Source organism: Streptococcus humanilactis, from assembly GCF_019448275.1.
GTDB lineage: Bacteria > Bacillota > Bacilli > Lactobacillales > Streptococcaceae > Streptococcus > Streptococcus humanilactis.
The window spans coordinates 491,055-504,449 of sequence record NZ_JAHXBZ010000001.1 but is presented as its reverse complement, the minus strand read 5'-3'; the positions used below and the strand labels follow the sequence as shown (position 1 = coordinate 504,449).

At 38.9% G+C, this 13,395-nt stretch carries 13 protein-coding genes; 11 read left to right on the top strand and 2 right to left on the bottom strand.

What is annotated here, in order from left to right:
• Positions 1-54 precede the first annotated feature (54 nt).
• On the top strand, positions 55-522 hold the full coding sequence (locus KV696_RS02325; protein ID WP_004635121.1) for a GNAT family N-acetyltransferase: 468 nt from the start codon (positions 55-57) through the stop codon (positions 520-522).
• 261 nt (positions 523-783) lie between these two features.
• On the opposite strand, the gene KV696_RS02320 is transcribed toward KV696_RS02325, so the two are convergent.
• Positions 784-1,824: a tyrosine-type recombinase/integrase gene (locus KV696_RS02320; RefSeq protein ID WP_258318539.1), complete on the bottom strand. Its 1,041-nt coding sequence runs from the start codon at positions 1,822-1,824 to the stop codon at positions 784-786.
• A gap of 372 nt (positions 1,825-2,196) precedes the next feature.
• Here KV696_RS02320 and KV696_RS02315 point away from each other — a divergent pair, with 372 nt between their 5' ends.
• The 9 genes from KV696_RS02315 to KV696_RS02275 all read left to right on the top strand — a co-directional run bounded on the left by KV696_RS02315 (position 2,197) and on the right by KV696_RS02275 (position 10,124).
• Positions 2,197-3,483 (top strand): peptidase U32 family protein, encoded by a 1,287-nt coding sequence (locus tag KV696_RS02315; protein ID WP_000169065.1) that lies wholly within the window; start codon positions 2,197-2,199, stop codon positions 3,481-3,483.
• A gap of 314 nt (positions 3,484-3,797) precedes the next feature.
• Positions 3,798-3,998 carry a F0F1 ATP synthase subunit C gene (locus tag KV696_RS02310; protein WP_001054559.1) on the top strand — a complete coding sequence of 67 codons (201 nt, stop codon included), beginning with the start codon at positions 3,798-3,800 and terminating at the stop codon, positions 3,996-3,998.
• A gap of 32 nt (positions 3,999-4,030) precedes the next feature.
• Positions 4,031-4,744, top strand: a complete 714-nt coding sequence (atpB, locus tag KV696_RS02305) for a F0F1 ATP synthase subunit A (protein ID WP_000392863.1) — start codon at positions 4,031-4,033, stop codon at positions 4,742-4,744.
• 13 nt (positions 4,745-4,757) lie between these two features.
• On the top strand, positions 4,758-5,252 hold the full coding sequence (gene atpF / locus KV696_RS02300) for a F0F1 ATP synthase subunit B (protein WP_000558549.1): 495 nt from the start codon (positions 4,758-4,760) through the stop codon (positions 5,250-5,252).
• Positions 5,252-5,788, top strand: a complete 537-nt coding sequence (locus KV696_RS02295) for a F0F1 ATP synthase subunit delta (protein WP_125393932.1) — start codon at positions 5,252-5,254, stop codon at positions 5,786-5,788. The genes atpF and KV696_RS02295 overlap by 1 nt, the downstream gene beginning before the upstream one ends.
• 14 nt (positions 5,789-5,802) lie before the next feature.
• The gene (atpA, locus tag KV696_RS02290) at positions 5,803-7,308 is read left to right on the top strand and encodes a F0F1 ATP synthase subunit alpha (RefSeq protein ID WP_000996629.1); all 1,506 of its coding nucleotides are present in this window, start codon (positions 5,803-5,805) and stop codon (positions 7,306-7,308) included.
• Between the two features lie 15 nt (positions 7,309-7,323).
• The gene (locus KV696_RS02285; protein ID WP_061423902.1) at positions 7,324-8,202 is read left to right on the top strand and encodes a F0F1 ATP synthase subunit gamma; all 879 of its coding nucleotides are present in this window, start codon (positions 7,324-7,326) and stop codon (positions 8,200-8,202) included.
• 85 nt (positions 8,203-8,287) lie between these two features.
• A complete protein-coding gene (atpD, locus tag KV696_RS02280) occupies positions 8,288-9,694 on the top strand; it encodes a F0F1 ATP synthase subunit beta (RefSeq protein ID WP_000094357.1) in 1,407 nt (468 codons plus the stop codon).
• Positions 9,695-9,704: 10 nt separating this feature from the next.
• Entirely contained in the window at positions 9,705-10,124 is a 420-nt protein-coding gene (locus tag KV696_RS02275) for a F0F1 ATP synthase subunit epsilon (protein WP_000068043.1), read from the top strand.
• A gap of 44 nt (positions 10,125-10,168) precedes the next feature.
• Here KV696_RS02275 and KV696_RS02270 read toward each other — a convergent pair whose 3' ends face one another.
• On the bottom strand, positions 10,169-11,182 hold the full coding sequence (locus KV696_RS02270; protein ID WP_219966739.1) for a lactonase family protein: 1,014 nt from the start codon (positions 11,180-11,182) through the stop codon (positions 10,169-10,171).
• 176 nt (positions 11,183-11,358) lie between these two features.
• Between KV696_RS02270 and KV696_RS02265 the strand changes: the two genes are divergently transcribed.
• The gene (locus KV696_RS02265; protein WP_219966738.1) at positions 11,359-13,341 is read left to right on the top strand and encodes a peptide ABC transporter substrate-binding protein; all 1,983 of its coding nucleotides are present in this window, start codon (positions 11,359-11,361) and stop codon (positions 13,339-13,341) included.
• The last annotated feature ends 54 nt before the right edge of the window (positions 13,342-13,395 follow it).

The window sequence follows — 13,395 nt, the reverse complement described above, 5'->3', positions numbered from 1 at the left end:
ATGGTATAATATGGTATAATATGATAAATTTGAAGGTGTGGAGGAAAAAATAAGATGTTTGTGAGAAAATTTGAACCTAAAGATGCAGAAAAAGTGTCAGAATTAGTTGTAACAACTTTAAGAACTACTAATATCAAAGATTATTCATTAGAGTATATAGAAAATGATGTAAAGATTTTGCAACCACAAAATATTTTAGAAAGAGCAAACTGGATGCATTTTTATGTGGTATGTGATGCTGAAAAGATTGTTGGGTGTGGGGCGATAGGACCATATTGGGATAAAGAAGATGAAAGTAGTCTTTTCACTATTTTTGTACTACCGGATTATCAAGGAAAAGGTGTAGGGCGAATGATTATTGAAACACTTGAGAAAGATGAATTTTTCCTTCGGGCAAAAAGAGTAGAAATTCCAGCTTCTATAACTGCAACACCTTTTTATTTGAAGATGGGATATAATTATAAGAATGGGATTACTCTTCCGGACGAAGAAGGGTTATTGAGATTGGAAAAATATAGATAAATTGAGGCTTTCTTGGCAACAACGGAAAGACAACTCCCAGTTTGTCGAACGTAAAGTATTAAAGACGATAGAAATAAAAAATCTATCGTCTTTTTCATGCCTATTTTCAATTTATATTGTGAGCAATAAATAGGGAAAACTCGCAAGAGTTGCTAACTAGTATTTCAAATGTAATCTCGGAATTATATGAATTATAACTAATAATACGGTAAACACTAATAGTTTACCGTAGGAATCTAAAGTTTAATCGGACAGACTTCGCTAGTCAGACAAAACTTTAGATTGAAAATTTTTAGTATTCTGATTGCCATTAAATTTACTTTTTCTGACAATATTATCACTCACCACTACTTTCCCAGTCATCCTAGTAGCTACTTCTTTCATAGCATTTGGCCTTAAATGAGAGTAGGTTCCAAGTGTTGTCTTAATATCAGCATGTCCTAGACGATTTTGCATTTCTAAATCATTCATTCCTAGAGAGAGCATAAAGCTGGCATGAGAATGCCTTAAATCGTGGATCCTTATTGATTTTATTTTTGCGTAATCACTATGAGATTTTAGAACACGTTTAAGAGTTGATTTTACCAACGGACTATCTGCTATGGAAAATACAAATTTACATTCTCCTATTTGAGATTGTGCTTTCTTCCAATATTTCAAATGTTCTAATGTATCATCATCAAGATACAAAAGCCTTACACCTGATATAGATTTTGTATCAGTAAGATACCACTCTTTTTGGCTTTTATAATACATTGAGCAGTTTATTAAAGCAGTACCTTTTTCAAAATCTATTTTCGACCATTCAATAGCTTGTAATTCACTTGTCCTAACTCCAGTCATAAAGAAAAACCAAAATGTAGTAAAATACAATAATTCATAGATATTAGATTTATCAAATGTACTAATGAATAGCTGAAATTCTTCTACCGTCCAAAAATCAACTTTAGGACGGTCTTTTTTTACGTTTCCTACCGTCTTAGCAACATTATTTGACAACATACCCAATTTAACTGCTAAATCAAAAATCTGTTGTAACATTTGATGAACAGAACGAATATAATTATTAGATAACCCCTCTATAAACATTGCATTTTGCCACTTCTTTACATGAGGTGCTTGAATATCCGATAACTTCATATTCTCAAAAAATGACAGTCTTTTAAATTTTGATTGTGTCATATCAAAAGTACGTTTTCTTACTTGGCTCTTATAGTCTGGTATAAAATAATCATCAAGAAACTTTTTAAAAGTCATTGTGCTATTAACAGTTATAGAACCTTTACCAAAGTCGGCAAGCATAATATTTTTCTTGAAGTAGAAGAATACCATTATCTCCGTTAACAACAATTTAACAACAAAAGACTCAAATAATATCAAATCGTACTCATTGATTGTATTATCAATCACTATTAAATCAACTACCCTAAATAGCCAATATCTGACTTTTAGTGAGTGGGAATAGTCATTTAAGGACTAGCTTATTCCATGTAGTTTAATTAGCCAGTATCTTTGGGTACTGGTTTTTACTTTATCTGGCTTTTTGACTACTTGTTTCAACTGATAAAAGATTAGAATTGTCAAAACAATCTGTCTAGGCTTGATTTTATGGCTTATTTACTATAAAATGAGAAGGAAAAACGTCAAACTTTTATATTGCAAATAGGAGAAAACATGACAAAAACATTAAAACGTCCAGAGGTTTTATCACCTGCAGGGACTTTAGAGAAGCTAAAGGTAGCTGTTCAATATGGAGCAGATGCTGTCTTTATCGGTGGTCAGGCCTATGGCCTTCGTAGCCGTGCCGGAAACTTTACTTTCGAACAGATGGAAGAAGGTGTCCAGTTTGCGGCCAAGTATGGTGCTAAGGTTTATGTGGCTGCCAATATGGTTATGCACGAAGGAAATGAGGCTGGTGCTGGTGAGTGGTTCCGTAAACTACGTGATATCGGAATCGCGGCAGTTATCGTGTCTGACCCAGCCTTGATTATGATTGCAGCGACTGAAGCGCCTGGTCTTGAAATCCACCTCTCTACCCAAGCAAGTGCGACTAACTATGAAACACTTGAGTTCTGGAAAGAACTAGGTTTAACTCGTGTCGTTTTGGCGCGTGAGGTTTCAATGGAAGAATTGGCAGAAATTCGCAAACGTACAGATGTTGAGATTGAAGCCTTTGTTCATGGAGCCATGTGTATTTCTTACTCTGGTCGTTGTACTCTTTCAAACCACATGAGTATGCGTGATGCTAACCGTGGTGGTTGCTCTCAGTCTTGTCGTTGGAAGTACGACCTTTACGATATGCCATTTGGGAAGGAACGTAAGAGTCTTAAAGGTGAAATTCCTGAAGAATTTTCAATGTCAGCCGTTGATATGTCCATGATTGACCATATCCCAGATATGATTGAAAACGGTGTGGACAGTCTCAAGATTGAAGGACGTATGAAGTCTATTCACTACGTATCAACAGTAACAAACTGCTACAAGGCAGCTGTTGATGCTTATCTAGAAAGTCCAGAGAAGTTTGAAGCTATCAAGCAGGACTTGATTGATGAAATGTGGAAGGTTGCCCAACGTGAATTAGCAACAGGTTTCTACTATGGTACACCATCTGAAAATGAGCAGTTGTTTGGTGCTCGTCGTAAAATTCCTGAGTATAAGTTTGTCGCTGAAGTGGTTTCTTACGATGATGCGACACAAACAGCAACCATTCGCCAACGGAACGTCATTAACGAAGGGGACCAAGTTGAGTTTTATGGCCCAGGTTTCCGTCATTTTGAGACTTATATCGAAGATTTGCATGATGCTAAAGGAAATAAGATCGATCGCGCTCCAAATCCAATGGAACTCTTGACAATCAAAGTCCCACAACCTGTTCAAGCAGGAGATATGGTTCGAGCTCTCAAAGAAGGACTTATCAATCTTTATAAGGAAGATGGCACCAGCGTCACAGTTCGTGCTTAATAAGCGTGCAGGAGACGAAAGCTTTCTAGTTGCTTTCCCTTTAATCCTATTTACTAAAAGAACATTAGGTTAAAAAAATATATTAATTTCCATCCGAGATTTCATCTCGGATTTTTTCATTATTTTTCAGAAAGACCTAGATAATGGACGGATTTATTACAAGTTTTTTACAAAGTTTTCTATATAATAGGCTTAAAAATAGTAAAATTGTAAATAATTTTCATTAAACGCTTTCAATGTTAGTAAAAAGTTGACAAATCCAATTTTTAGGACTAAACTAAGTAAGTAAATTTTAATTAAAAGGAGAATTCGTCATGAATTTAACATTTTTCGGTCTATGTCTTGCCTGTATGGGTGTGTCTCTTGGTGAGGGTATGTTGATGAATGGTTTGTTGAAATCAGTAGCTCGCCAACCAGATATTATCGCTGAGTTTCGTAGCTTGATGTTTTTAGGGGTTGCCTTTATTGAAGGAACTTTCTTCGTAACTCTTGTCTTCTCATTTATTATTAAATAACGAAATATAAATTGGAGAAGGGAGAATGTTAGATGGAAGAAAGTATCAATCCAACCATCAATATTGGTCCTGTTACCTTTGATTTAACTTTGACAGCCTTGACTTTGCTGTCTGTGTTTCTGATTTTTGCATTTATCTATTGGGCAAGTCGTAATATGACCTTGAAACCCAAAGGTAAACAAAATGTACTAGAGTATCTCTATGATTTTGTAATTGGATTTACAGAACCTAACCTTGGTTCCCACTACATGAAAGATTACTCACTCTTTTACTTATGTTTATTTCTTTTTATGGTCATCGCCAATAATCTTGGTTTGATGGCTAAACTTCAAACAACAGATGGGACAAACCTTTGGACATCGCCAACTGCAAATCTTTCATTTGACCTTGTCTTGTCTTTCTGTATTATTGTGATGGCGCACATTGAGGGGATTCGTCGTCGTGGGATTAAACAATACCTAAAAGGTTTTGTAACTCCTGCATTTATGACACCGATGAATCTACTTGAAGAAGTCACGAATTTCCTTTCTCTTGCTTTGCGGATTTTTGGGAATATCTTTGCAGGTGAAGTAATGACAAGCTTGCTTCTCTTACTTTCACATCAGGCTATTTTTTGGTATCCAATCGCATTTGGAACAAACTTAGTTTGGACTGCATTTTCCGTGTTCATTTCTTGTGTACAGGCCTATGTCTTTACACTATTATCCTCTATGTACCTAGGAAATAAAATTAATGATGAAGAGTAGAAAGGAGTAACTGATGCACGTAACAGTAGGTGAATTAATTGGTAATTTTATTTTAATCGCTGGCTCTTTTATCCTTTTGCTAGTCTTGATTAAAAAATTTGCATGGTCTAATATTACAGGCATTTTCGAAGAAAGAGCTGAAAAAATTGCTTCGGATATTGATAGAGCTGAAGAAGCACGTCAAAAAGCAGAAGTATTGGCTCAAAAACGCGAAGATGAATTGGCTGGTAGCCGTAAAGAAGCTAAGACAATCATTGAGAATGCGAAAGAAACAGCTGAGAAAAGTAAGGCTAGTATTTTAGCAGATGCTAAACTAGAAGCAGGACGCTTAAAAGAAAAAGCAAACCAAGAAATTGCTCAAAACAAAGCTGAAGCTTTACAAAGCGTTAAGGGTGAGGTAGCAGATTTGACAATCAGCTTGGCTGGTAAAATCATCTCACAAAACCTTGACGGTCATGCCCATAAAGAACTCATTGATCAGTATATCGATCAGCTAGGAGAAGCTTGATGGACAAGAAAACAGTAAAGGTAATTGAAAAATACAGCATGCCTTTTGTCCAATTGGTACTTGAAAAAGGAGAAGAAGACCGTATCTTTTCAGACTTGACTCAAATCAAGCAAGTTGCTGAAGAAACAGGCTTACCTTCTTTTTTAAAAAAAGTGGCAGTAGACGAGTCTGATAAGGAAAAAACGATTGCTTTCTTCCAAGACTCTGTGTCACCTTTATTGCAAAACTTGATCCAGGTTCTTATTTACAATCACAGAGCAAATCTTTTTTATGATGTGCTTGTAGATTGTTTGAACCGACTTGAAAAAGAAACAAATCGATTTGAAGTGACGATTACTTCAGCTCATCCTTTAACAGATGAACAGAAGAGTCGCTTGCTCCCTTTGATTGAGAAAAAAATGTCTCTGAAAGTAAGGAGTGTAAAAGAAGAAATCGATGAAAGTCTCATTGGTGGTTTTGTTATTTTTGCCAATCACAAGACAATTGATGTGAGTATTAAACAACAACTTAAAGTTGTTAAAGAAAATTTGAAATAGAAAGTGGTGTTCTTTTGGCAATTAACGCACAAGAAATCAGCGCTTTAATTAAGCAACAAATTGAAAATTTCAAACCCAATTTTGATGTGACTGAAACAGGTGTTGTAACCTATATCGGGGACGGTATCGCGCGTGCTCACGGCCTTGAAAATGCCATGAGTGGAGAGTTGTTGATTTTTGAAAACGGCTCTTATGGTATGGCTCAAAACTTGGAGTCAACAGACGTTGGTATTATCATCCTAGGTGACTTTACAGATATCCGTGAAGGCGATACAATCCGCCGTACAGGTAAAATCATGGAAGTCCCAGTAGGTGAAAGTCTGATTGGTCGTGTTGTGGATCCGCTTGGTCGTCCAGTTGACGGTCTTGGAGAAATCCACACTGATAAAACTCGTCCAGTAGAAGCACCAGCTCCTGGTGTTATGCAACGTAAGTCTGTATCAGAACCATTGCAAACTGGTTTGAAAGCTATTGACGCCCTTGTACCGATTGGTCGTGGTCAACGTGAGTTGATTATCGGTGACCGTCAGACAGGGAAAACAACCATTGCGATTGATACAATCCTGAACCAAAAAGGTCAAGATATGATCTGTATCTACGTAGCGATTGGACAAAAAGAATCAACAGTTCGTACTCAAGTAGAAACACTTCGTCAGTACGGTGCCTTGGACTACACAATCGTTGTGACAGCTTCTGCTTCACAACCATCTCCATTGCTCTTCCTAGCTCCTTATGCTGGGGTTGCCATGGCGGAAGAATTTATGTACCAAGGGAAGCATGTTTTGATTGTATACGATGATCTATCAAAACAAGCGGTAGCCTATCGTGAACTGTCTCTCTTGCTTCGTCGTCCTCCAGGTCGTGAAGCCTTCCCAGGGGATGTTTTCTATCTTCACAGCCGTTTGCTTGAGCGCTCAGCTAAAGTTTCTGATGAGCTTGGTGGTGGTTCAATTACAGCCTTACCATTTATCGAGACACAAGCAGGAGATATCTCAGCCTATATCGCAACCAACGTGATTTCTATCACTGATGGACAAATCTTCCTTGGTGATGGTCTTTTCAATGCGGGTATTCGTCCAGCCATTGATGCGGGTTCATCTGTATCTCGTGTAGGTGGTTCTGCACAAATCAAAGCCATGAAGAAGGTTGCTGGTACACTTCGTATCGACCTTGCTTCATACCGTGAGTTGGAAGCCTTCACTAAATTTGGTTCTGACTTGGATGCGGCAACACAGGCTAAGTTGAACCGCGGTCGTCGTACAGTTGAGGTCTTGAAACAACCTGTTCACAAACCATTACCTGTTGAGAAACAAGTAACCATTCTTTATGCTTTGACACATGGTTTCTTGGATACTGTTCCAGTAGATGATATTGTTCGTTTCGAGGAAGAGTTCCATGCCTTCTTTGACGCTCAACATCCAGAGATTTTGGAAACCATTCGTGATACAAAAGACTTGCCAGAAGAAGCAGTCTTGGATGCTGCGATTACAGAGTTTCTCAATCAAACCAGCTTCCAATAAGAATAGAGGTGTCAGATGGCAGTATCTCTAAATGATATTAAAACAAAAATCGCCTCAACAAAAAATACGAGTCAAATCACTAATGCCATGCAAATGGTATCGGCTGCTAAGCTAGGTCGCTCTGAAGAAGCAGCTCGTAACTTCCAAGTTTATGCTCAGAAGGTTCGCAAACTTTTGACAGATATTCTTCATGGTAATGGAGCTGGTGGTTCAACTAATCCCATGTTGATTAGCCGTCCTGTGAAGAAGACAGGCTATATCGTTATCACTTCAGACCGCGGTTTGGTTGGAGGTTATAATTCTTCTATTTTGAAAGCCGTTATGGAGTTGAAGGAAGAATACCACCCAGATGGTACAGGTTTTGAAATGATCTGTATCGGTGGAATGGGGGCTGATTTCTTTAAGGCTCGCGGTATTCAACCGCTTTATGAACTACGTGGCTTGGCAGATCAGCCTAGCTTTGATGAAGTTCGTAAGATTATTTCAAAAACAGTTGAAATGTACCAAAATGAACTTTTTGATGAGCTTTATGTTTGCTACAACCACCATGTCAATACGCTAACCAGTCAAATGCGTGTGGAACAAATGCTTCCGATTGTTGACTTGGATCCCAATGAAGCGGATGAAGACTACAGCTTAACTTTTGAATTGGAAACCAGCCGAGAAGAAATTTTGGAGCAGTTGTTGCCTCAGTTTGCAGAAAGTATGATTTACGGTGCTATTATCGATGCCAAGACAGCTGAAAATGCTGCCGGTATGACCGCCATGCAAACAGCGACAGATAATGCTAAGAAAGTCATTAATGATTTGACAATTCAGTATAACCGTGCCAGACAGGCGGCGATTACACAAGAAATTACAGAAATCGTGGCAGGTGCTAGTGCCTTAGAATAGGCTCTAGTCCAGCTCGTATGAAAATGAACTTAGGACCTAGTTGAGCTAGGAACCGACAGTATCTTATATAGAATAGGAGAAGGAGATGAGTTCAGGTAAAATTGCTCAGGTTATCGGTCCCGTTGTAGACGTCTTGTTTGCAGCAGGGGAAAAACTTCCTGAGATTAACAATGCACTTGTCGTCTACAAAAATGACGAAAGAAAAACAAAAATCGTCCTTGAAGTAGCCTTAGAGTTGGGAGATGGTATGGTTCGTACTATCGCCATGGAATCAACAGATGGTTTGACTCGTGGAATGGAAGTATTGGACACAGGTCGTCCAATCTCTGTACCAGTAGGTAAAGAAACTTTGGGACGTGTCTTCAATGTTTTGGGAGATACCATTGACTTGGAGGCTCCTTTCACAGAAGACGCAGAGCGTCAGCCAATTCATAAAAAAGCTCCAACTTTTGATGAATTGTCTACCTCTTCTGAAATCCTTGAAACAGGGATTAAGGTTATCGATCTTCTTGCCCCTTACCTTAAAGGTGGTAAGGTTGGACTTTTCGGTGGTGCCGGAGTTGGTAAAACCGTCTTGATCCAAGAATTGATTCACAACATTGCCCAAGAACACGGTGGTATTTCAGTATTTACTGGTGTTGGGGAACGTACTCGTGAGGGGAACGACCTTTACTGGGAAATGAAAGAATCAGGTGTTATCGAGAAAACAGCTATGGTATTTGGTCAGATGAATGAGCCACCAGGAGCACGTATGCGTGTTGCCCTTACTGGTTTGACAATCGCTGAATACTTCCGTGATGTAGAAGGCCAAGACGTGCTTCTCTTTATCGATAATATCTTCCGTTTCACTCAGGCTGGTTCAGAAGTATCTGCCCTTTTGGGTCGTATGCCATCAGCCGTTGGTTATCAACCAACCCTTGCTACGGAAATGGGTCAATTGCAAGAACGTATTACATCAACCAAGAAGGGTTCTGTAACATCTATCCAAGCTATCTATGTGCCAGCGGATGACTATACTGACCCAGCGCCAGCAACAGCCTTCGCTCACTTGGATTCTACTACAAACTTGGAACGTAAGTTGGTACAATTGGGTATTTATCCAGCTGTTGACCCACTTGCTTCAAGTTCACGTGCCTTAGCACCTGAAATCGTTGGAGAAGAGCACTATGCAGTTGCTGCAGAAGTAAAACGTGTCCTTCAACGTTACCATGAGTTGCAAGATATCATTGCTATCCTTGGTATGGATGAGCTTTCTGATGAAGAAAAGACCTTGGTTGCACGTGCCCGTCGTATCCAGTTCTTCTTGTCACAAAACTTTAACGTTGCGGAACAATTTACTGGTCAGCCAGGTTCTTATGTTCCAGTTGCTGAAACTGTTCGTGGCTTTAAGGAAATCCTTGATGGTAAACATGACCACTTGCCAGAAGATGCCTTCCGTGGTGTAGGTTCTATCGAAGATGTGATTGCAAAAGCTGAAAAAATGGGATTTTAAGAGGTGATCTATGGCTCAGTTAACTGTCCAGATCGTGACACCAGATGGTCTCGTCTATGATCACCATGCCAGCTATGTATCGGTTCGAACTCTGGATGGTGAGATGGGGATCTTGCCACGACATGAAAATATGATTGCGGTTTTAGCAGTTGATGAAGTAAAGGTAAAGCGTATTGATGATGAAGATCACGTGAACTGGATTGCAGTAAACGGGGGCGTTATTGAAATTGCCAATAATACCATCACAATCGTTGCGGATTCTGCAGAACGTGCTCGTGATATCGATATCAGTCGTGCAGAACGTGCCAAACTTCGAGCAGAGCGTGAAATTGAAGAAGCACAAGACAAAAACTTGATTGATCAAGAACGTCGTGCGAAGATTGCACTGCAACGTGCCATTAACCGTATTAATGTCGGAAAAAGACTATAAGAAAAAAATGAACTTGAGTTACCAAGTTCATTTTTTATGTTTTCTTAAGGGGCAAAACTGATGCAGACCGCTTCTGGAACATGGAAGTCGTTGGAAAGTTCGGCTAGACGACCAGTTTCAGGATTGCGTTTAAAGATGGTTGCATTGTCAGAGTCTTGATGGACAGCAATGACAAATTCTTGGTCTGGTGTCAAATCAAAATCACGTGGAGTCTGACCATGTGTCGGAACGATTTCTAACAACTCTAAACTACCGTCCGCAAGGATTGTATATACTGCGATAGAATCATGACCACGGTTAGAAGCGTAGAGGTATTTACCGTCTTTAGAGAGACGAATAGCCGCAGTACCATTAAAACCTTCGTAACCTTCTGGTAGAGTTGAGATAACTTGCATGCGTTCAAATTCGCCAACACCATCGTAGATTAGAACTTCAATAGTGCTATTGAGTTCACAAATGAGATAAGCGATTTTATAGTGGTTATGGAAAACGATATGACGAGAACCAGCTCCAGGAATACTATTGTAGGTATAGAGCTTAGATAATTTCCCTTCTTGATCAAGGTCATAAGTGACGACTTGGTCAGTACCCAAGTCGCAGGTCACTAGATAGTGGTCAGGTGTTAAATCTGTATAGTGAACATGTGGAGAAGCTTGATTTTCATGTGGACCTTTGCCACTGTGTTGATCAACATCACTAAGTAGAAGACGACCATCTTCCTGACGTTTATAAACAAGGATCTGTCCTTTATGGTAGTTGGCCGCATAAACCAAATCACGCTTTTCATCAACGGCAACATAACAGTGGGGGGCTCCTTCTTCCACGACATGATTTAATAAAGTCCCGTCAGTTTGATAGGCTGCAATTCCTCCCTTATCGTCTTGACTACCAACAGTGTATAAATGTTGGTACTGGTCAAAGGCAAGGTAGGTTGGACTTGGCTCAGTAGCAAAAAGTTCTAGATTTGAAAGCTGACCAGTTTCTGTATTAAAGTCTGCCTTGTAAATCCCTTGGGAAGTCCGACGTGTATAAGTTCCAAAATAAACAGTTTCTTTCATAACTTTACCTCTATATAAAGATAAGACTATTATATCACAAAAATGCTAGTATGAAAAAATCAAGCTTGGCAAGAGATTTTCCACATTCTTTTCATGATAATATTAAGAATGTTTTCATTGATTTACTTAATAAAAGTGCTATAATAATCTTATACAAATTGCAAAGGAGTTTGTTTATGAAAAAACGTGTTTTCTTAGCAGCAGGAGTTGCTGTACTCTCGGCAGCTGTCCTAGCAGCGTGTTCATCTGGTAATGCTAATAAAGAAGCAAATAAACCAGTTACTTATGCCTATGTATTTTCATCAGATCCTTCGACTCTGGATTATACAGTTTCTGGAAATGTCAGCACTAAACAGGTCACAGGTAACGTTATTGACGGTTTGCTTGAAAATGACCAATATGGGAATCTGGTTCCATCAGTTGCAGAAGATTGGACTGTTTCCAAAGATGGTTTGACCTATACCTATAAAATCCGTCAGGGTATCAAATGGTATACCAATGAGGGGGAAGAGTATGGTGAAGTCAAGGCTCAAGACTTTGTGACTGGTCTGAAACACGCAGCAGATAAGAAATCACAGGCTCTTTATCTCGTACAGGATTCTATCAAAGGATTGGATGACTATGTAAATGGGAAAACAACAGATTTTTCTACTGTTGGGGTAAAAGCAACTGACGATTATACTGTAGTCTATACTTTGAATCATCCAGAATCTTTCTGGAATTCAAAAACAACAATGGGAGTCCTTGCACCAGTTAATGAAGACTTTTTAGCTTCTAAAGGAGATGACTTTGGTAAACCAACGGATGTAACGAGCATTCTATACAATGGGCCTTATCTCCTCAAAGGTCTTACATCTAAGTCTTCTATCGAAATGACCAAAAATCAACACTACTGGGATAAACAAAATGTCTTTATTGATGATATTAAGTTATCCTTCTTTGATGGTCAAGATGCAGACTCTCTAGGACGCGGTTTTGATGAGGGATACTATCCAGCTGCACCACTCTTTAAAAACTCTGCCAACTATGAACGTCTAAAAGAAAAATACAAGGATAATATTGTGTATGGTCAACAGCGTGGAGGAGTTTTTTATATCTCAACCAATATCGACCGTGTAAATTACAATCACACTGCTAAAACAAGTGATGCAGAAAAAACTTCTACTAAGAAAGCCTTGTTAAACAAAGATTTCCGTCAAGCCTTGGCTTTTGCGGTAGATCGTAAAGCAGGGATCTCTCAAGTATTTGGTGATGAAGTAGGACCTCGTAAGTTACGGACAAGTTTCACTCCTCCAACATTTGTTCAAGTAGGAGATCAAACATTTGGTCAAGTTACTAAGACAGAATTGGATAAATTGGATAACGTCTGGAAAGATGTTAGTCTTGATGATGCCCAAGATTCACTTCATAATGTAGACAAGGCTAAGGCTAAGTTTGAATCTGCTAAGAAAACTCTTCAAGCTGATGGAGTACAGTTCCCAATTCATTTAGATTTGCCAATTTCTTCATCAAATCCAGATTTTATTCGTCAGGTTCAGTCTTATAAACAATCCATCGAGGAAGCCTTAGGCTCTGAAAATGTGGTTGTTGACATTCAACAGGTTTCTGATGATGAATTGGGAAGTATGACTGTTCTAGCTACTTCCAATGCAAATACTGACTGGGATATTAATGCAGTCAGTGGTTGGAATCCAGACTTTGCTGATCCATCGACTTATCTAGATGTATTTGATCCAACTTCAGGTCCAAGCCTCCTAGGTGCTCTTGGTGTGGCACCAGGAACAGACAATCCAGTTATTAAAACAGTTGGATTGGATAAATACAAAGAACTGATTGATGATGCAAATAGTGAGAAAACAGACCTTCAAAAACGTTATTCCAAATATGCTAAGGCCCAAGCTTGGTTGTCAGATAGTGCACTTGTTATTCCAGTATACTCTGATGGTGCTCAAATGCTAGTGACGAAAATGGTTCCTGGCAGTGGTGCCGGTGGCTGGGTAGGTGATAAGACTAGTGAAAATAGCTACAAGTATCTGAAAATCCAAGATAAGATTGTCACTACTAAAGAAATGGATGAGTTCCGTAAGAAGTTTGCTGATGAAAAAGCCAAATCCAATGCTGATTATCAGAAGAACTTAGACCGTCATATTCAAGACTAATCGAATCTCCTCTTTTGAGGAGATTTTTTATGTAGTGGTCTTCATGTAAGCACT